The sequence below is a fragment of the Arthrobacter sp. FW306-06-A genome, from assembly GCF_021870055.1.
GTDB lineage: Bacteria > Actinomycetota > Actinomycetes > Actinomycetales > Micrococcaceae > Arthrobacter.
Map to the genome: position 1 here is coordinate 318,223 of NZ_CP084552.1, position 19,355 is coordinate 337,577.

Consider the following 19,355-nt stretch of genomic DNA (forward strand, 5'->3'; position numbering starts at 1 on the left):
CTTTCCCGTACCGTGCTGGCATGATGGACCGCATGCGCATTCTTATCGCTCCCGACAAGTTCAAGGGGTCCCTGACGGCAGCCGAGGCAGCGGCGGCCATCGCCGAAGGGGCCCTGCGGGTGTACCCGGACGCCGTGGCTACCCAGTTTCCCATCGCTGATGGCGGGGAAGGCACCCTGGAAGCGGCCGTGGCGGCGGGCTATGAGGAGCGGCTGAACGCGGTGGTTGGCCCCATCCTGGCCCCGCTCGGTGCCGCCTGGGCTATCCACAAGGGTGACGGCAAGGTGACCGCCGTGATCGAGACGGCCCAGGCGTCGGGCCTGGCCGACATGGAACCGACACCGGCCAACTCATTGCGCGCCCACAGCTACGGCTGCGGCCAGCTGATCGCGGCGGCGCTGGATGCCGGAGCCACGGAGATCGTCCTGGGCCTGGGCGGTTCGGCCATGACCGACGGCGGCAGCGGCGCCCTGCGCGCCCTGGGCCTGAAACCCCTGGATTCCGCCGGCAACGTGGTGCCCCTGGGCGGCGGTTCGCTGGCCGATGTGGTTGCCCTGGACACGAGCGGGCTGGACCCGCGGCTGTCCGCCACCACCTTCCGCATCGCCGTCGACGTCCGCAACCCGCTGTACGGTCCCACCGGCGCCGCGCACGTCTTTGGGCCGCAGAAGGGTGCGGACCAGGACGCCGTGGAAATGCTCGACGCCGGGCTCCGCAACTGGGCGTCAGTGCTGCGGGAGGCGACGGGCCGGGACGTGAACGTACCCGGCGCGGGCGCCGCCGGCGGCTTCCCGGCGTCGTTCCTTGCCTTCACCGGCGCCACCCTGGAAGGCGGCTTCGCGCTGGTGGCCGACCTCACCGGACTGGCGGACCAACTGGGCCAGGCGGACCTGGTGATCACCGGGGAAGGATCCTTGGACTCGCAGTCCCTCACCGGCAAGGCCCCGATCGCGCTCGCCGATGCGGCCCGGGACCGCGGAATCCCTGTGATCGTGGTGGCGGGCAGGATCCTGGTGACCGTTGAGGAGCTCGCCGGTCACGGCGTGGAGGCGGCTGCCCAGCTGCTGGACGTGGCATCCAGCCCGGAAGACGCCGTGGCGAACGCCGGCAAGTACCTGGCCTGGGTTACAAGCCAGGTACTCGAGGGCGCCTAGCCGACGATCGTGGTGTTCCGGCGCCGCCGGAAGATCAGGATGGCGATCGCCACCAGGACGGCCACGCCCGCAATCACCCACGGGGTGTAGTTAAGGCGCGTGTTCTCATTCTGGGCCGACTCCCCGGTGCCGGGGTTGGCCGGGCCGGTGGACGCGGTATCCCCGGGAGAAGGCGTGGGAGAAGTGCCTGCCGCCCACGCAGCGCCTGTTGATCCCGAGGCCACCTGTTCCGGGACTGCCTGGCTGGCGGCGGATGCCGGTGCCGCCGCAGTTGCCGCTCCGGCCGGCAGGGCCGGGGCGGCCAGGAGCAGCAGGGCCAGAAGGGTGGTTCGCACGAAGGTTCGCATACAGTCTCTCCTTTTGGGTGGGGCTGGTTGGATTGGTGCTGGATTTGTTGGGGTCTTCAGGCGCCGGTTTCGTAGTGGGGTTCGGCGACGGGCTTTGATTCCGGGGACCCCTTTTGCCGCAGGTAGACCGAGGCGCCCACCAGGACGCCCACGGCCAGGAATTCGCTTTGCCAGTTCTGGAAGGACTCGAACCAGAAGCGGCTGCTGCCCAAGTACTGCAGGAAGGTTATGGCGGGCTGGCCGTGGCTCTGCTGGTCCTGGTTGTACTCGTCCACGCCTCCGGCGGCGTGCAGGACGAAGGATCCAAGGAAAAGGGCGAAGAGCAGGATCGACAGGGAGTTCTCGTACAGCTTGAGCACTGCACCGCCCCGCCGCACGGGCCACGGCGTGGCCCTGCTGATCGCCGCCTGCTGCGGGTCCTCGTCCTGCGGTGCTTTCTTTCCTATCGGCTTGGACTCACTTGATCCTTTTTGGAACAGGAAAACCGTGAGGACCACGTACATGGCCATCTGCAGGAACTCGGATTCCCAGTTCTCAAACGTAGCCTCGACGAAAGCGCCGGTGCCCAGGAACTGGAGCACGGACACCGCGGGTTCGCCGTGGGCCTGCTGGTCCTCGCTGTAGGACGCGGCGCCGGAGAGGACCATGCCCACGAAGAACACCAGGAAGCAGGCCAGGTTCGCAACCAGCAGTCCGTGCTCTTTCGCCCATTTACGCATGTCTTAATCCTCCTTCGCGGCGGCCGGGGGAAGCGTCCTGCCGCTGGCCAGCTTGTTCAGCCGAAGCGGGACGAACACCAGCATGACCACCATGACGCCCAGCAGCGCCCCGCCTGCGGCGACCCCCGCGGACCGGCCGGCCGCGACATCGAACACCAGGGCGGCAGTGCCGGCGCTCACCACGTTGGTGAGGTAGAGGCCAACCTCCCAGTCGTCCAGCTTCTCGAAGCGCTGCTGGAACGGCAGCGTCAGCAGGAAGCCGGCCAGTATCTGCACCCCGGTCTGCAGCACGCGCAACTCCTGCAGGAGTTCCGCCCAGTTACGGTCCATTTGCTCTTCACGGGTCTCATTCCGCCCGGTCCGGCCCGTATAGTCCTCAACTTCAGACATGCGGCTCTCCTTCCACTCCGGCCACGGCCGGCCTTCTTTCTACTCCTCCCATACCCAGAAACAAGGCCGGCCGTTGCGCCTGCGACGACATTTGATAAGTTTACTGATTATTACCTTGGAGTGGTGGACTTGTTCCGCCACTCCCGATAGCTTCGAAGGGCCGGAGCGCGGCGGTGCTCTTCCCGACCGAACAGGTCAACCGAGACAGGCAGGCGGACTATGAGCGACACGGACAAGCAGACAGACCAGCCAAAAGATCCGCGCGGCGGCTACCACTCGGGTCCGTTCCCCGAGCAGGAACAGAAACAGCCCGGACTCACTGCGCCCATGGACCCCAAACCGGATCACGGGGAGCACAGCTACAAGGGGAACGGCAAGCTGGAAGGGAAAGCTGCGCTCATCACCGGCGGGGACTCCGGCATCGGCAAGGCCGCGGCCATCGCCTTCGCCCGCGAAGGGGCCGACGTCGCCATTTCCTACCTTCCAGAGGAGGAAGACGACGCGCAGGACACCGCGGAGTGGATCCGGAAAGCCGGCCGCCGCGCACTCCTCCTTCCCGGCGACGGACGCGAAGAGGAATTCAGCACCCGCATCGTGGAGGAGACCGTATCTGAATTCGGCCGGCTCGATGTCCTGGTGCTGAACGCGGCATACCAGAAGAACCGCGAGAGCCTGGAGACGCTTCCCACCGAGGAGTTTGACCGGGTCTTCCGGACCAACCTCTACTCGCTGCTGTGGTCGGCGCGGGCTGCAGTCCCACACCTGAAGGCGGGGGCCTCGATCATCACCACGGCCTCCATCCAGGCCTTCAACCCCTCGCCCGGGCTCATCGACTACGCCATGACCAAGGCGGCGCAGGTGGCCTTCACCAAGGCCCTGGCCCAGGAACTGGGACCCAAGGGGATCCGCGTCAACGCGGTGGCCCCCGGTCCCATCTGGACGCCGCTGATCCCCGCCACCGAGTGGCCGGACAAGCTCCCGTCCTTCGGGCAGGACACACCCTTGGAACGCGCGGGGCAGCCCGCGGAGCTCGCAGCGGCCTACGTGCTGCTTGCCTCCGAGGACGGCTCCTACATTTCCGGGGCAGTCCTGCCGGTCACCGGCGGCAAGGGGCTGTAGCCCCCAAAAGTTCACCAGGCCAGCACCATCGGCAAAGCACAACAGGAGGAACCATGACGCAGGAAAACCAGCAGGCTGAACCCGAGACCGCTCCCGGCGGCTACGGCACCCCCACCGCCGAGCAGGAGGCGGCCGGCACGCAGGGCGGCCAGCAGTCCGGCGGCGGTGGCACTTCTTCGGGCGGCGCGGACACCAACGAGCCGCAGTCGGGCGCAGGCCAGAACCCGGTCCCGCACGATATGGACCTTCCCTCCAGCGCCGCGGACATCGATGAGGCGAATGACGATTCGCAGGGGTCGGCGCCGGTCTCATCCGAGTCCGGCCAGGAAGCAGCCGGCATCCCCGACGGAAGCGGCAACGACCTTCCGCAGGAGGAATCGCCCAATGACGATGACGAGAGCTTCGACGCCGGATAAGCCATCCTGATCCACTAAGGCCCCCGCTTCCCTGCCGCCCGGCAGCGGAGGCGGGGGTTTTTGCCGTTCCGGGAGGGCCGGGTCCGGACCCAAGGAGCTGTGGCGCGGTACGGCTACGCGAATACATGCCGCACGGCTGGGTACGGACTACACGAAACCAACTCGCCGGCAACAGGCAGCAGCAGCACGTTGGGCTGCCCTGCCGGCGCCAACTTCGACGCCAGGAAGGTGGACCGTGGGCATGAGGTTTTCGGAGCGGTGGGCGCAGCAGCAGGACCGGCCGGACGAGGCAGTGGTGGATGTGCTGGTGCCCACCTGCAATCGGCCGGCCGAACTCGCCGTCACCCTCGCCGGACTGGCCGCGCAGCAGGAACCCGCGTTCGCCGTCGTGGTCAGCGACCAGTCAGCGGGGCAACCTGCCTGGGAACACCCGGCCGCCGCCGCGATGGTGCGGGTGCTTGAGGCGCAGGGCCGGCCCGTCATGCTGCTGCGCCACCTCCCGCGCCGGGGACTGGCAGAGCACCGGCAGTTCCTGCTGGACCAGTCCACCGCGGACCAGTGCCTCTTCCTTGACGATGACGTCTGGCTGGAACCGGGCGCCCTGGCACGGCTGAGCCGGGCGCTTGACGAACTCCAGTGCGGTTTTGTCGGAATGGCGCCCCAGGGCCTGTCCTTCCTGGACGACCGCCGGCCACACCAGACGGCAAACTTCAAGGCCTGGGACGGCCCCGTGACGCCGGAACGCGTCCGGCCGGGAACCCCGGAATTCGAACAGTGGCCGCTGCACAGCGCCGCCAACCTCAGCCACCTCAGCGCCGAACTGTCGCTGCAGCCCGGCCAGTGGGTGCCGTACCACGTCGCATGGCTGGGCGGGTGCGTGCTGTACCGAAGGGAAGCACTGAACGACGCCGGCGGGTTCCGGTTCTGGACCAGCCTTCCCGACGGGCACGCGGGGGAGGACGTGGTGGCCCAGTGGCAGGTCATGGAACGATACGGCGGCGCAGGCATCCTGCCCTCTGGCGCGGTCCACCTGGAATCACCCACCACCGTAACGGACCGCGCCGTGGAGGCGTACGACGTCGTCCTTGGCCAGGAGTCGGCGCGCACGCCCTAGTCGAGCGGGTATGCCACGTAGGCGAAGCGCTGGGAGTCCGGCGACCAGCTGTTGACGTTGAGGGTGCCCTGGCCACCGAATAGCGGCCACGTGTGCAGCGGCGCGGTCCAGTCGCTGGTGGACACAAGGACGACGTCGACCGGCAGGTCAGCGGGGTGGCCTTGGGTTCCGGCGGGGAAGCGGACGTAGCTGGCCAGCCTGCCGTCAGGGGACAGGTGCGGGAACCAATCGACGGTGCTGCTGTTCAGCAGCCGCTCGAACCCGCTGCCGTCCGGACGGACCCGGGCAAGCTGGGCATGCCCGGGAATGGTGCTGAAGGACTCGGTGTTGAGGTACAGCCAGTTCCCGTCGGGCGCGTACTCGGGCCCGTCGCAGTGTCCTGGGCCGACCTCCACATCGTGGGGAGCTCCGCCTGCTGCCGGGATGGTCCGCAGCCGGCCGGGTTTGCTGAAGTCGCCTGCTGCGATGTCCACGTACGCCAAGTGCCGGCCGTCGGGGCTGACGCCGTGCAGGAAGTGCCAGGAGCCGTCATCGTCCGTGATCCTGGTGGCTGGCCCGCCCGCAAGGGGTGCCCGATAGATATGGCCGTCCTCGCCCGAGAGGAAGATGTGGCCACCGTCAGGGTCCAGGACGTGGTCGTTGTTGAGTTCCGGAATACCCGTAAGCGGAACCTCGCTGAGGGAGCTTTCCCTCAGATCGAACCGCCACAGCCTGCCAGCCCCGTTGAGGATCAGAGCCCGGCCGTCCAGTGTCCAGTTAGGTGCCTCAAGGAGCATATTCCCCGTGGAGTATGCCAGTTCCGCTTCCCCTGAGACCGAGGCAACCCATACTTCGCAGCGCTGGCCCGGCTGATGCCCGCGCACGCGCTAGTCCTTGCTGCTGAACGCGGCGTCGAAGCTGGTTTGGGAGGCGGGAAAGTCGTATTTCTTGAGGGCGGCGAGGGCTTCGGGGGCCCCGTGGAGGCGGTCCATGCCGGCGTCTTCCCATTCGATGCTGATGGGGCCGTCATAGCCGATGGCCGTCAGGGCGCGGAAGGAGGCTTCCCAAGGAACGTCGCCGCGGCCGGCGGAGACGAAGTCCCAGCCGCGGCGGGGGTCGCCCCAGGGCAGGTGGGAGCCCATGACGGTGTTCCGGCCGGTCTGGCGGACCTTGGTGTCCTTGCAGTCCACGTGGTAGATCCGGTCCTTGAAGTCCCAGATGAAGGAGACGGGGTCAATTCCCTGCCACATCATGTGGGACGGGTCCCAGTTCAGGCCAAACGCTTCGCGGTGGCCGATGGCTTCGAGGGTGCGCACCGTGGTCCAGTAGTCGTAGGCGATCTCGGACGGGTGGACTTCGTGGGCGAACCGGATGCCGTTTTCGTCGAAGACGTCCAGGATGGGGTTCCAGCGGTCGGCGAAGTCCTGGTACCCGGCATCGATGACTTTGTCCGGGACCGGCGGGAACATGGCCACGTACTGCCAGATGGAGGAGCCGGTGAACCCGACGACGGTGTCCACGCCGAGGGCCTTGGCGAGCCGGGCCGTGTGCTTCATCTCCTCGGCGGCGCGCTGGCGGACGCCTTCGGGGTCGCCGTCGCCCCAGACTTTGGACCCGACGATGGCCTGGTGGCGGAAGTCGATGGGGTCATCACAGACGGCCTGGCCTTTGAGGTGGTTGGAGATGGCCCAGACTTTGAGGTTGTACTTGTCCAGGATTTCGAGTTTGGACTCGACGTAGCCGGGTTCGTCCCAGCGCCAGGCGTCCAAGTGGTCGCCGGAGACGGCTATTTCCAGGCCGTCGTAGCCCCAGCCGGAAGCAAGCTTTGCGACTTCTTCGAAGGGCAGGTCGGCCCACTGGCCGGTGAACAGGGTGAAAGGGCGGGGCATGAGGGGTCCTTAACTGGTGGGCGGTGCTACTGGCGGACGACGGTGAGGGTGCTTTTGTTGGCTGCGGATTGCTCCACCGCGTCCAGGACGTACTGGACGTTCAGGCCTTCTTCGAACGAGGGCGAAGGCTGGGTTCCGTCCTTGATCGCGGCGAGGAAGTCGCGGATCTGGTGGGTGAAGGTGTGCTCCCAGCCGATGATGTGGCCCTGCGGCCACCACGCCTCGAGGTAGGGGTGCTCGGGTTCGTTGACCAGGATCCTGCGGAAACCCTGTTCGCGGACCGGAAGGGTGGCGTCCAGGAAACCGAGTTCGTTGAGGTTCTCCAGGTCGAACAACAGGCTGCCCTTGTCGCCATAAATTTCGATCTGGAGGCTGTTTTTCCTGCCGGTGGCCACCCGGGAGACCTCCACTGAGGCGATGGCCCCGGAGGTGAGGGACAGCGTGGCCCAGGCGGCGTCGTCGACCGTTACGTCCTCTTTGGACCCGGAGCCGGCGCCGTTTCCGGCGGGACGCTGGTTGACGAAGGTATTGAGCCGGCCGCTGACCTCCGTGACCTGGTCGCCCAGGAGGAAGAGGACCTGGTCAATGGCGTGGGAGGCGATGTCGCCCAGGGCGCCGGAACCGGCAGTTTCCTTGCGCAGCCGCCACGTCATGGGGGCCTGGGCGTCGCTGAGCCAGTCCTGCAAATAGGCGGCACGGACGTGCCGGACCGTGCCGAGCCGGCCCTCAGCGATCAGTTCCTTCGCCAAGGCCAGGGCCGGGACGCGGCGGTAGTTGAAGCCAATCATCGACTGCACTCCCTTGGCACGGGCCTTGGCAGCGGCGGCCGTCATGAGTTCGGCCTCGGCCAGGGTGTTGGCCAGCGGCTTTTCCACCAGCACGTGTTTGCCCGCCTCCAGTGCGGCGATGGCGATCTCGGCGTGCATCCAGCCCGGCGCGCAGATGTCCACGATGTCGATGTCTTCCCGCGTGATGACCGTCCGCCAGTCCGTTGCGGACTCGGCCCAGCCATACTTGGCCGCCGCCTCCGCCACGGCGTCGGCGTCCCGGCCCACGAGGACTTTCTGCTCGAAGGCCGGGACGTCGAAGAAGCTGGCCACATTCCGCCACGCGTTGGAGTGGGCCTTGCCCATGAAGGCATAACCGATGGCAGCCACCCCCAACGGGCGGGAAGCCGGCCGGGAGGCCGGGGATTCGGACGGGTGAGCGGGTATGGTCATGATGCGTTCCTGGGTGCTTCCTGCTTGCTGGACTGGTCTTGCCGGGTTAGATCGTTGCGGTTTCCGGTGCCCAGTCCTCGGGGAGGGCGGGGGATGCCGGGGCCGAGCTTTCGACGTTGATGAACGTGCCGGAGTCGATGGATTCCGAGATGGAGACCATGGTGTCCAGGACGTGGTAGGCCAACTCGCCGGTGGCGCGGTGCGGGACGCCGGCGCGGAGGGAACGGGCCATGTCCAGCACGCCCATTCCACGGCCGTTGGCCGGCCCGGTGGCAGGAACGGTGGTCCAGTCCTCGTCACCGGCGCGCCAGAGCTTGATGTCACCGGTGAAGTAGTTGGGGTCCGGCAGCGAAATGGTGGCCTCGGTGCCCGTGATTTCCACGAAGCCCATGCGGGTGCGCGGAGACTCGAAGGAGAAGACACTGTGCGAGGAGGCACCGGACTCGAACTGCGCCATCGCCGAAACGTGCGTGGGCACCTCGACCGTGAACTCCTCGCCCGCCTTGGGCCCGGAGCCGATCACGCGCACGTCCTTGGCCTTGGACCCGACGGCGGCCACCTTGCGGATGGATCCAAAGGCCTGGACCAGGGTGGTGAGGTAGTAGGGGCCCATGTCGAACAGGGGACCGGCACCGTGCTGGAAGAGGAACGCCGGGTTGGGGTGCCAGGACTCCGGGCCGGGGGTCTGGAACGTGGTCATGGCCGTCAGCGGGGTTCCGATGTCACCCCGCCGGATCAGCCGCAGTGCGGTTTGCAGGCCCGCGCCCAGGAAGGTGTCCGGGGCACAGCCCAGGCGGATACCTGCGGCGTCGGCGGTCTTGAGCAGTCCCAGCCCGGATTCGCGGTCCAGGGAGAACGGTTTTTCGGTCCAGACGTGCTTTCCGGCGTTGACGGCGGCGGTGGCCACCTCCACATGCGCGGCGGGAATGGTGAGGTTGACGATGATTTCGACGTCGGGGTGGTTCAGGGCCTTGTCTACCCCGCCCCACTCGGCGATGCCGTACTCCTTGGCGCGGGCCTCGGCTGCTTCCTCGAAGAGGTCGGCGATGACGTGGACCTTCAGGTCCGGGAACGCCGTGAGGTTGTCCAGGTACTGCTTGCTGATCACGCCGGCGCCGATGACGCCGACGCCTACGGGTCCCTTGCGGGATGCTGTGGTGGTCATGCCTTGACTCCTTCGCCTGCGGCGTCCAGGAAGGACAGGCTTTGGGTGATGCCCTCGAAGATGTCGCCGGCGTAGTCGTCGAACTCCACGACGCCCACCTCGAGGGACTTCGCGGCTGCGATGACGTCCATGACGGGGACCTTGCCTTGCCCTGCCGGCTGCTGGGCCTTGTTGTCCTTGGTCAGCGGGCCGTCCTTGATATGGATGAACTTCACCCGGTCGCCGAGCCGCTGGAGGAGCTCAACAGGGTCCTGGCCACCGACGGCTGCCCAGTAGGTGTCCACTTCCAGGACCAGTTCCGGATCCAGCAGGGACTCGAAGTACTCCAGGGCGGTGCGGCCCTCGATGGTGGACTCCAGCTCCCAGGCGTGGTTGTGGTAGCCCACCCGGATGCCGTATTCGGCGCCCTTCCTGGCGGCGGCGTTAAGCTTCGCTGCCGTGGCCTGGATGTCTTCGGCTTTCTGCCAGTGCTCGGCGGGCAGGAACGGGTCGATGACGGTGGTGATGCCCAGCTCCTTGGCTGCCGAGAAAATCTCGTCCTGGTCCTGGCTCATGAGGGGTGCGTGGCCGGACGGGGCAGTGAGTCCGTTCTCCTTCAGGGCCGCGCCAAGTTCCTTGGCGGTGGCCACGAAGTTGTACGGCTCAACCTGGGTGTAGCCGATTTCGGCCACCTTCCTGATGGTTCCCGGGAGGTCCTCCGAAATGGCGTTGCGGAGGGTGTAAAGCTGCAGTGAGTAGGACATAAATTTCCTTTGTGGAGTGGTTGTTCAGGGGAAGTTGGGGTGTCAGCGTCCGGCGAGCGAGCCGCCGATGCCGCCGACGCTGAAGTACTTGTTCAAGGTGGCGAAGACGATCACGGGCGGGAGCATCATGACCACTGCCAGGGCCATGACCGAAGTCCAGTCCGTTGCGTTCTGCTGGAAGAAGGACTGCACACCCATGGGGAGGGTGAAGATTTCGTTGGAGCGCAGGAACACGATGGCTACCAGATAGTCGTTCCAGGCCAGGAGGAAGGCGAAGATCGCGGTGGACAGGACGCCGGGCAGTGAGTTCCGCAGGACCACCCGGGTGAAGGACCCGAAGACGGAGCATCCGTCGATCCAGGACGCTTCCTCCAGGCTGATGGGGATGGAATCGAAGTACGCCGCCATCATCCAGGTGGCCACGGTCATGGTGGAACCGACGTAGATGATGGTCAGGCCCAGGAGGTTGTCCACCAGGCCCATGCCGGCGAACAGGATGAACAGCGGCACCACCGAGGTGATGATGGGCAGCGACTGCATCACGAACAGCAGCAGCGAGTAGCCGGAGACTGCCTTGCTGCGGCCGCGGGAGAGGACGTAGCCGGCGGGCGCGGCGACGGCCACGGACACCACCACGGTGGAGAGGGTGGTGACCAGGCTGTTCTTGAGCCAGGTAGCGGCTAGGGTCTTGGAGAAGACATTGCTGAGGTTCTCGAAGGTGAAGCCGGTGGCAGTGCTGTTGGGTCCCGGCGTGAAGGCCAGGAGCACCGTGACCATGATGGGCACCAGGACGATTCCGGTGATGATCAGGATCGCCGCGAACCGCCACCAGCGGCCGCGCTGGCCGGCTTCCGACAGGGCCCTGCGCCGCTTGCCGGCATCAATGCCAAGAGACGGGCCGGATTCGGGATGGGCGTGGAGGACTGCGCTCATTATTCGACGCTCGACTTTCGGATCTGGCGGTACAGGATGACCGAGATGACCACCAGGGTCATGGTCATGAGGAAGGCGATGGCGACGCCGGGGCCGGTGGCGAAGTCCTGGAACACGGTCCGGTAGGCCAGGACCACCAGGGACGTGGTGGCGTTGACCGGCCCGCCGCCGGTGAGCAGGTAGATGGTGGGGAAGTCGTTGACGCAGAAAATAGTCATCAGGATCCAGCTGATGTACGTGGAGCGGGCGATCAGCGGCAGGGTGATCTGGGTGAACTGCTGCCAGCGGCTGGCGCCGTCCATGCTCGCTGCTTCATAGACAGTGGTGTCCACCGACGCCAGTGCAGCCGAGATCATCATCATCATGAACGGAAAGCTGACCCAGACCTTGAACACCATCACCGTGATGGAGGCCAGGGTGGGGTCGGCCAGGAAGAGCGGGGTGCCCATGCCCAGGTTCCGGAACAGCGACGGGATCAGGCTGTCCGGGGTGGCCACCAGCCAGTTCCAGGCAGTGGATGAGACCACGATGGGAACTACCCAGGGCAGGAGCAACAGGACTTTGAACGTGCCGCCGGCCGGGATCTTGGTGCGCAGGAGCAGGGCCAGGCCCAGCCCCACCAGCCAGGAGCCGAAAACGCCCACAATGGTGAACCACAGCGTGAACTGGGCAGCCTTCCAGAACGCCGGCGAGGTCAGGACGGTGGCGAAGTTCTGCCCGCCCACGAAGTTGCCGGTCTGGAGCAGGTTTCCGTCGTGCGTTGCCTGGACGGCGGCGTAGATCAGCGGGTAGCCGTGGATCAGGACAAGGAGGACGACGGAGGGGAGCAGGAGCCAGAAGAATGTCCTGGTGGCCTGCGCCGAAAGCTTGCTCTTGCGTTTTCCGGGGACGGCCCCGGACCCGCCGGGGGCAATCCCGCGGCGGGCCCGGGACAGGCCGGACTGGGTGGTGGTGCTGGACATGGGCGGTTCGTCCTACTTCTTCAGGACCGATTCGAGGCCGGACTGGAAGGTCTGCAGGGCAGTCTTGGCGTCTGCCTTTCCGGTGATGATGGTCTGGCTGAACTGGTTCAGTGCCTGCCCGCCGTCGAGTGCTGCAAGGTTGGCGTTCAGCTTGCTGCCCTGGGCAGCGAAGGTCTTGGCGATGGGCTGCCAGTCCTTGACGATCTTGACGTTGTTGGGGTCGTTGGCGAACTCGGGAAGCTCGGTGATCGACTTGAAGACCGGCAGGGCGGACATCAGCTTCTTCTGCCACAGCTGCTTGAGCTGGCCCAGGTAGTACACCAGGAACTCCTCCGAGGCCTCCTGCGAGGGGGTGTTGGTGTACATCATGATGTTGTTGGGGAAGACGATGGTGGCCTTGTCGCCGTGTGGTCCGGTGATGGGGTCTGCCACCAGGAGGTCGCCGGAGGTGTCGCCGACGCGCTGCGGGACGTTCACCTGGAACAGGCCGTAGCCTGCCTTTCCATCCTTCCACTGCGCCGACATGTTGTCCGTGGTGTAGCTGACTGCGGCGGGATCAATGATGCCGTTGGACACAAGTTCCAGGACGAACTCCATGGCCTCGACGTTGCGGTCGTTCATCAGGTCCAGCTCGCCGTCCTTGTTCCAGACACCGCCGCCGTTGTTGACCATCATCATGATCATGGAGTGGTTGGCGTAGTTGTTGCCGGCGCCGGCGCCGGTGGTGAAGCCGAACGCGCCCACCTTCTTCAGGGCCTTGCCCGCTTCAAGGAGGGAGGGCCAGTCCGTGGGAAGTGCCACGTTGGCCTTCTCGAACAGGGACTTGCGGTACCAGAAAACGCGCATGTCCAGCTGCCACGGGACGGCGACGTAGCCCTTGTCCGACTTGAACGGGTCCAGCACGCCGGGCAGGAAATCGTCGAACTGGCCGTTGGCCTTCAGCTTCTCGATAACCTTGTCCGCGTAGGCGATCTGGCCCTGCTGCTCGAACTGGAACGCCTGGAAGCCGCCGCCCGTGGACACAGCCGGGCCGGTCTTGGAGGCGATCGCCGAGGAGAAGGTCTGGTAGAAGTTGTTCCACTGGATGATCTGGTAGCTCGCCTTGGCGCCGTTGGCACCGTTGAAACCTTCCGCGATGCCCTTGGCGGCGTCGTTGTAGGCCGGTGTTGCCCACGGCATGTCCCAGAACTTCACGGTCCCGCCGGCTCCGCCTCCGCCGCCGCCCTGTGACGCCGAACCGCCGCCGCAGGCCGCGAGGAGGGGTGTTGCGGCAGCGGCAGCCGTCAGGCCCAGGAAACCGCGCCGGGAGAAGGAGCGGCGCTGTTCGGAAGTTGCGTTCATGATGTGTCCTTTCGGGACCGCTTGCGCTGAGCGCCGTTGGTGCGGTCCTGCTCATCGTTGAGAGTGGAGGTGGGACTGGATTGTTCGGTTGTGCTGTTCGGTTGCGTATCGGTGGGCTGGTTACGTGGCAGCGAGGGTTGCGTAGAGGTCGGTCAGCTGGGCGAACCCGGCCAGATCGTCCGGGCTGGTGCCGGCGCGAAGATGGTCCTTCAGGCGCCGCCACGCTGACCGGTGGGCGGATTCGTAAAGCGTGGGAAGCAAAAGTTCGCCTTGGGTCCCGGTGACCCGGACTTTCGCCGGCCAGGCGGCGTCCGGATCGGGAACCTGGACGCTGACTCCGCCATCGGCGGTGTAGAGGCGGATATCGACGCCGGCCATTCGGGCGGAGGTCAGCACGCCCTGGGCGGTGAACGGGGCTCCATTGGCCAGCCTGCCGCGCACCGCGTACCCGGTGGCGCCGCTGTGCAGGACCCGCACGCCGTCGAGCGGCCCGCAAACGGCCAGCAATGCGGCGAGATGGTCGACCAGGAGCCGCTGCGGATCCGTGCCGGGAGCCGCCGTCGCCACACTGTCCAGCAGTGAGGCGGTACCGGCGGCGCTGCGCACCGCATCACGGGCGTCGGGTTCCGTGGGATCACCCACCAGGGCCGGATTGGAGGCCCAGCGGAGGTCAAGGACGACGGCGGTTCCTGCGGCGCCTGCCGCTGCGGCCAGTTGCGTGGTGTCTTCGGGAGCAGGGTTGGCCACCACGATCCCGCGGGCGCCCGCCGCGACGGCATTGGCGGCCTCGGCGGTCCAACCGGGCTCGCCCGCGATCACCAGCACATCCGCGGTGCCCTGCCGGCTGTCCTGGGCGGGACCGAAGGTTTCAGGCAGTGAAGCCATGGTTTGGGTGACAGCGCCGGCTTCCCGGGCCCCGGTGCCCGCTGAAACTGTGTACTGGCCGCTCATGCCGAAACTCCTGCTTTTTCTGCGGCGCCGGCGTGTGCTGCCGCGGCGCTTGCCACCGTTGCTTCGGCGATGGCCAGGGCGAACGTGAGGTCGTCGATCAGGGTTTGGGCGGAGGGGGCCCGGCGGGTTCCCGTGGCGAGCCCGGCGAGTTCACGCCATTCGCCCTCGTAGCCGTTGTGGCCGTACGGGCCAAAGCCGGTGGTTTCGGTCCCTTTGCCACGGGAGATGGTGGCGACGGCGGAGCCGGCCTGGATATAGGACGGCGTGAAGTCGATGTGCAGGGCGGCATCATCCCCGATGGCCTCGAAGGTCCATTCCGGCTTCCAGGTGCTGTTCATGACGGCCCGCAGTTCGATAACGCGGGTGGGAGTGCGGAGCGAGACTGCGTAGCCGAACGGGCGGACGTGGAACGCGTGGAGGACCTCTACGTCGGCGAAGTCGGGCGTGAACCGGCGGACCAGGGGCAGGTCGTGGATGGCCAGGCCCATGATTCCGCCCTGCAGTGCGCCCTTGATGACCTCGATGTCCGAGTAGTCAGGGTTGCCTGCGGTGGGCCGGGTAATGATTTCCGTTGCGAAATCCTCGAACCGCGCATTGGGCGGCAACACGATCGAAGAGCGGATGGTGTGGACCTGCTCCGGGAGGTCACCCCAGTTCTGTTCAGCCGCCAGCCAGCCGGGATCGAACGTGTGCATGGCGCCGACGACGATCGGAACGCCGGTTTCGGTGCTGACGGCCGAGATGCGGGCTGCTTCTTCAGCATTCATGGCGAAGGGCTTTTCGCAGAGGACTGCCTTCTTGCCGGCCCTGCAGGCGGCGATGACCTGGTCTGCGTGGAACTGGTGCGGGCTGCAGATCGCCACGATGTCTACGCCGGGGTCCGCCAGCAGGGCCTCCATGCTGGTACCGGCCACGGCGCCGACACGGGCGGCCACGGAGGAAGCGACGGCAGAGTCCACATCCATGATGTGCCGCACTTCCAGGATGTCCTGGAGGCGGGCCAGGGCCGGGAGGTGGATGGCTTGGGTGACCGGTCCGGCGCCGAGGATGCCGACGCCGAGGGGGCGGCCTGCGGGCGCTGCGTGCTGGGACAAGTTCCTACCTCTTTGTAAGCGGACTCCGGGATGCTGGGCCATCACTGCGGCCGATGCCAGGCATCGGATTCGCAAATGTGCCGTGAGTCACAACCTAGGACTACTTTTGACACGCGTCAAGCAAAAGTTGTTTGTTGCGCGTCATTCTTCTGCCGTGATGACAGTAGTAAGTAAGAGTGTTATGACTTAGACATGACTCAAGCCACGGGGAAACAGGCCGCGAAAGACGCTGACGTCGGCAGCCTGTCGCGCGCGGGCGACCTCTTCCAGCTGCTCCGGGACGGCAGGGCCCGTACCCGTGCGGAGCTGGCCCTGACCACGGGGCTGGCCCGTTCCACCGTCGCTTCCAGGATCGACGCCTTGATGCTGTCCGGCCTGGTGGGTCCGGCAGGGGAGGCGCTCTCCAGTGGCGGCAGGCCGCCGTCGCGCTTTGCCTTCAACCCTTCCGCCCGCCTGGTCCTGGCGGTGGACGTGGGCGCCACGCATGTCATCGTGGCGGTCACCGACCTTGGCGGAACCATCCTCGCCGAACACCGGCTGGCCCAGCAGGTGGCCGACGGGCCGGAGGTGGTGCTGGACCGGGTAGTGGCGCAGGGCAAGGAGCTGCTGGCGTCCGTGGGACGCAGCGTGGGGGAACTCGCCGGCATCGGTATCGGGCTGCCCGGCCCGGTGGAACACGACACCGGCAAGCCGGTGAAGCCGCCCATCATGCCGGGGTGGGACGGGTTCGACGTGGTCAGCTACGTCCAGCGGTCCCTGCCGGTCCACGTGCTGGTGGACAACGACGTGAACATCATGGCGCTGGGGGAGCAGTCCGCGCACTGGCCCGAGCACAGCAACTTCTTCTTCGTGAAGGTGGCCACCGGCATTGGCTCCGGAATCATCAGCAACGGGGAACTGCAGCGCGGCGCCAACGGCACGGCGGGCGACCTGGGGCACGTCCAGGTGGCACGGGGCGCGGATGTCCTGTGTGCCTGTGGAAACTTTGGGTGCCTGGAGGCACTCGCGTCAGGTCCCGCCGTCGCGCGCTCCTTGAAGGAGCAGGGACTTGACGTGGCAATAGGCGCCGACGTGCTCCGGCTCGCCGCCGACGGCAACCTGCAGGCCATCCAGGCCCTGCGGCAGGCCGGACGGGACATCGGCGAGGTGCTGGCAACTGTGGTCAACCTGCTCAACCCGTCCGTCATCGTGGTGGGCGGCAGTGTCGGCGAGACGGGGGAGCACTTGGTGGCCGGAATCCGCGAGGTGGTGTACCGGCGCTCTCCGCCGCTGGCCACCTCGCACCTGCGCATTAACGTTTCGCGGGCCGGCGCCCATGCGGGCGTGCTTGGGGCCAGCCAGCTGGTCACCCAGTACGTCCTCTCGCCGGCCATTATCGAAGCGACGCTGACGGCCGCAGCAGTCGGGTAGCGCCGGGGTTTTCCGGCGCCACCCCCGGCGTTAGGCCTCGGCCTCCGGCTCAGGTGCCTCGGTCAACAGCAGTGCAGTGCCGCCATAGGCGGGCAGTTCCAGGAAGAAGCTGTGCAGGTCGTCCACCTGGCCCACTGTCTCGCCGCTGAAGAGGTCCGTGACGTTGGCGCCGGATGGCAGCTCGTTGGACTGGATGCTGCCGGCGATGTCCTGCCCGGAGAAGTTGAGCGCCGTGACCTGCAGCCTGCCGTCCGTCAGCCGGTTCACCAGCACCAGTGCGCTGCGGTTGGAGACGTCCGGCACGTCCAGCAGGGTGCCGGTGGCGATCCCGTTGTCCTCGCGGACCGCAAGGATCCGCTGCAGCCTGCGCGCGAACGAGTCCGGGTCCTTCAACTGTTCTGGTAGTGGCCCGTAGAGGCTGCGGGCCCGCGGCATCCCGGCCGATGACGTGGTTGCGTCCGGGCTGGTTCCCATGAGGTCGTGGGCACCGCGGTTGATCCAGCGGGTATCGCCCTGGGACGTGAGTTCCCGGACCCTGCTGCGGTCCAGCGCCTGGATGCCGGTGAGGTCCCAGCCGGAAAGCGCGAAGACGCCGGGCTGCAGGGCGTTGTACATGGCCAGGAGCAGGTGGACGTCCCGGATCTGGGCTTCCTGCTCCGGGGTGGCGGCGTCCGGGTCCTGGATTCCCAGGGCGGCCATGATGAAACTGACCGACGTGCAGGCAATGCCGTTGGTGGTGAACACGGCGTTGTAGGGCGCGTTTTCGCCGGTGAGCCGGTCCCGCAGGGTCTGCTGGACCTGCTCGGCCAGCTGTGCGCCGGTAAGTTCTTCGCCGTTGAGCTCAAACATCTCGTCCCGGTGCCCGGCCGCGAAGTGCAGGAGTTCGTAGGTGAGCTCGTCATGGTTCTGCAGGGCATGCACCAGCGAGGCCTGGTCGACGCCGATTTCCAGGGACAGCCGGAGGGTCAGCCGCAGGAACTCGGTGTCCGCGGTGACCAGGGCATAGTGGTACGCCGGCCGGGTGATGAAGTCGTAGGACAGGTCCGGGCCGGACTCCGAGGTTGCCTTGATGTCGTCGATGGTCAGGTTCAGTTCCTGGAAGGAGAACCCGCCCACCTTGCGGATCATGGATCCGATGAGTTGGTTGGCGGCCTCGGAGAGCGGGTGGCCTTCGGACCAGCCGGGCTGTTCCTCTGCGCTCTTTTCCACGCCCAGGAAGCCGTTGGCGTCAAGGCGCAGCGCTCCGGTGCCAAGGTCCACGAGCGAGTGCAGGGCATCGCCGACCACGAGCCGCATTCCGGCGAACGTGGGGTCCAGCCAGTTGATGGAGGGCTGCCCGGCCTTGAAGTAGTGCAGGTAGACCCAGCGGCGGGTTTGGCCGGTGGTGTCCACGATGGGCCGGGTGACGCTCCAGTTGGTTTCCTTTACCCCGGGCTCGTAGAAGATGACCCGCTGCAGCCGGCCGATGATGTAGCCGGCCTTCTGCAGCGCCTGCTCGGCGTCGGGGCTGAGGTTGACCGAATCGGCACCTTCGGGGACGTCCGGGAGCAGGTTCCAGTCCTCTTCCGGGATATCGATCATGTGGTAAATCCCGGGGTAGTCCCGGAAGTTCATTTCGGCGAGCCGGAAGTCGGCTCCCTTGCCGGTATGGCCGGGGACGATGTCGTCGATGATGGTGCCCTCGTGCTCAGCAGCCACCTCGCACATCCTGCGGAACTCGTCCTCGGTGCCGAAGACCGGGTCGATGGCCATGCTGATGCGGTCGAAGTGCCCGTCCACGCTGGGCGTGTGGGACCAGCCACTGATGCCGCCGGCAAGTTTCACGGGTCCGGTGTGGATGCCGCGGATTCCGATTTCGCGGAAGGCCTTCCACATCTGCGGGTCCCCCAGTGCCGAGAGGAACGACTGGCCGGTGGGGGTGATGAAGGACAGCGGGTAGGCGGTGAACCACACGGAGGCGCGTTCGACAGCGGCACGCGGGTTTGGGTGCGCGTACGAGTTTTGCCACATGCTGGCCTGGCCTGACAGCTGCCGGGCCAAGGTGTTCGCGTCCCCGAGCATGGCCTGGTTGCGCAGCCACTCCACATAGGCGGCGTTGCGCCCGTCGAATTCGAAGGATGGCCTGCTGCCGACGAACTGGCGCCGGCGGGCGATGGGCCGCAGTGCCTTCGGCCGGGCGGCAAAGAACTGCTCGTCGAAGTTGACGTCCAGTTCCGCTGCCTGCTCCGCAGCGCCCGCTTCCACTTCCCCGTTGCCTGCGGCTGTATCCGCTTCTGAAGTGTGCTCGCTGGTGCCCGGCTCCTGCATAAAGCTCCTCTTTCCATTGCTCGTTTCCGTGCTGGCATGGATGCTCCACGACCCCTTGCTCAAGGACAGGTACCCAAGCGAGCAGGGAGTATTCGGCGTTCC

At 66.6% G+C, this 19,355-nt stretch carries 19 protein-coding genes; 5 read left to right on the forward strand and 14 right to left on the reverse strand.

Going from position 1 to position 19,355, the window contains the following annotated elements:
* Positions 1-32 precede the first annotated feature (32 nt).
* Positions 33-1,154 carry a glycerate kinase gene (locus tag LFT49_RS01610; protein WP_237429548.1) on the forward strand — a complete coding sequence of 374 codons (1,122 nt, stop codon included), beginning with the start codon at positions 33-35 and terminating at the stop codon, positions 1,152-1,154.
* Here the strand turns inward: LFT49_RS01610 and LFT49_RS01615 are convergent.
* The 3 genes from LFT49_RS01615 to LFT49_RS01625 are packed head-to-tail and all read right to left on the reverse strand — an operon-like array spanning position 1,151 to position 2,610.
* Positions 1,151-1,501 (reverse strand): LPXTG cell wall anchor domain-containing protein, encoded by a 351-nt coding sequence (locus LFT49_RS01615; protein WP_236800517.1) that lies wholly within the window; start codon positions 1,499-1,501, stop codon positions 1,151-1,153. The genes LFT49_RS01610 and LFT49_RS01615 overlap by 4 nt on opposite strands.
* Before the next feature lie 56 nt (positions 1,502-1,557).
* The gene (locus tag LFT49_RS01620; RefSeq protein WP_236820983.1) at positions 1,558-2,220 is read right to left on the reverse strand and encodes a DUF6766 family protein; all 663 of its coding nucleotides are present in this window, start codon (positions 2,218-2,220) and stop codon (positions 1,558-1,560) included.
* Positions 2,221-2,223: 3 nt separating this feature from the next.
* Complete coding sequence (locus LFT49_RS01625) at positions 2,224-2,610, reverse strand: DUF6328 family protein (protein WP_237429549.1); 387 nt, start codon at positions 2,608-2,610, stop codon at positions 2,224-2,226.
* A gap of 219 nt (positions 2,611-2,829) precedes the next feature.
* On the opposite strand from LFT49_RS01625, the gene LFT49_RS01630 reads away from it, so the two are divergent.
* The 3 genes from LFT49_RS01630 (at position 2,830) to LFT49_RS01640 (ending at position 5,259) form a co-directional block, all read left to right on the forward strand.
* On the forward strand, positions 2,830-3,729 hold the full coding sequence (locus LFT49_RS01630) for an SDR family oxidoreductase (protein WP_236800520.1): 900 nt from the start codon (positions 2,830-2,832) through the stop codon (positions 3,727-3,729).
* Between the two features lie 53 nt (positions 3,730-3,782).
* Positions 3,783-4,145 carry a hypothetical protein gene (locus tag LFT49_RS01635; RefSeq protein ID WP_237429550.1) on the forward strand — a complete coding sequence of 121 codons (363 nt, stop codon included), beginning with the start codon at positions 3,783-3,785 and terminating at the stop codon, positions 4,143-4,145.
* 241 nt (positions 4,146-4,386) lie between these two features.
* Positions 4,387-5,259: a glycosyltransferase gene (locus LFT49_RS01640; RefSeq protein WP_237429551.1), complete on the forward strand. Its 873-nt coding sequence runs from the start codon at positions 4,387-4,389 to the stop codon at positions 5,257-5,259.
* On the opposite strand, the gene LFT49_RS01645 is transcribed toward LFT49_RS01640, so the two are convergent.
* The 10 genes from LFT49_RS01645 to LFT49_RS01690 form a co-directional block, all read right to left on the reverse strand.
* Complete coding sequence (locus tag LFT49_RS01645) at positions 5,256-6,122, reverse strand: TolB family protein (RefSeq protein ID WP_237429552.1); 867 nt, start codon at positions 6,120-6,122, stop codon at positions 5,256-5,258. The genes LFT49_RS01640 and LFT49_RS01645 overlap by 4 nt on opposite strands.
* A gap of 3 nt (positions 6,123-6,125) precedes the next feature.
* On the reverse strand, positions 6,126-7,127 hold the full coding sequence (locus LFT49_RS01650; RefSeq protein WP_237429553.1) for a sugar phosphate isomerase/epimerase family protein: 1,002 nt from the start codon (positions 7,125-7,127) through the stop codon (positions 6,126-6,128).
* 26 nt (positions 7,128-7,153) lie between these two features.
* Entirely contained in the window at positions 7,154-8,347 is a 1,194-nt protein-coding gene (locus tag LFT49_RS01655; RefSeq protein ID WP_236800525.1) for a Gfo/Idh/MocA family protein, read from the reverse strand.
* 46 nt (positions 8,348-8,393) lie between these two features.
* Positions 8,394-9,512 (reverse strand): Gfo/Idh/MocA family protein, encoded by a 1,119-nt coding sequence (locus tag LFT49_RS01660; RefSeq protein ID WP_236800526.1) that lies wholly within the window; start codon positions 9,510-9,512, stop codon positions 8,394-8,396.
* A complete protein-coding gene (locus LFT49_RS01665; RefSeq protein WP_236800527.1) occupies positions 9,509-10,255 on the reverse strand; it encodes a sugar phosphate isomerase/epimerase family protein in 747 nt (248 codons plus the stop codon). Before LFT49_RS01665 ends, LFT49_RS01660 begins: the two co-directional genes overlap by 4 nt.
* A gap of 42 nt (positions 10,256-10,297) precedes the next feature.
* A complete protein-coding gene (locus LFT49_RS01670) occupies positions 10,298-11,188 on the reverse strand; it encodes a carbohydrate ABC transporter permease (RefSeq protein WP_236800528.1) in 891 nt (296 codons plus the stop codon).
* Positions 11,188-12,150 carry a carbohydrate ABC transporter permease gene (locus tag LFT49_RS01675; protein ID WP_236800529.1) on the reverse strand — a complete coding sequence of 321 codons (963 nt, stop codon included), beginning with the start codon at positions 12,148-12,150 and terminating at the stop codon, positions 11,188-11,190. The genes LFT49_RS01670 and LFT49_RS01675 overlap by 1 nt, the downstream gene beginning before the upstream one ends.
* Before the next feature lie 12 nt (positions 12,151-12,162).
* A complete protein-coding gene (locus LFT49_RS01680) occupies positions 12,163-13,491 on the reverse strand; it encodes an ABC transporter substrate-binding protein (RefSeq protein WP_236800530.1) in 1,329 nt (442 codons plus the stop codon).
* 120 nt (positions 13,492-13,611) lie between these two features.
* Entirely contained in the window at positions 13,612-14,442 is an 831-nt protein-coding gene (locus LFT49_RS01685) for a hypothetical protein (RefSeq protein ID WP_236800531.1), read from the reverse strand.
* Positions 14,439-15,536 carry a Gfo/Idh/MocA family protein gene (locus tag LFT49_RS01690; RefSeq protein ID WP_237429554.1) on the reverse strand — a complete coding sequence of 366 codons (1,098 nt, stop codon included), beginning with the start codon at positions 15,534-15,536 and terminating at the stop codon, positions 14,439-14,441. The genes LFT49_RS01685 and LFT49_RS01690 overlap by 4 nt, the downstream gene beginning before the upstream one ends.
* Before the next feature lie 192 nt (positions 15,537-15,728).
* Here LFT49_RS01690 and LFT49_RS01695 point away from each other — a divergent pair, with 192 nt between their 5' ends.
* Complete coding sequence (locus LFT49_RS01695) at positions 15,729-16,946, forward strand: ROK family transcriptional regulator (protein ID WP_236800533.1); 1,218 nt, start codon at positions 15,729-15,731, stop codon at positions 16,944-16,946.
* A gap of 30 nt (positions 16,947-16,976) precedes the next feature.
* Here LFT49_RS01695 and treS read toward each other — a convergent pair whose 3' ends face one another.
* On the reverse strand, positions 16,977-19,253 hold the full coding sequence (treS, locus tag LFT49_RS01700) for a maltose alpha-D-glucosyltransferase (RefSeq protein ID WP_236800534.1): 2,277 nt from the start codon (positions 19,251-19,253) through the stop codon (positions 16,977-16,979).
* Positions 19,254-19,355: the final 102 nt, after the last annotated feature.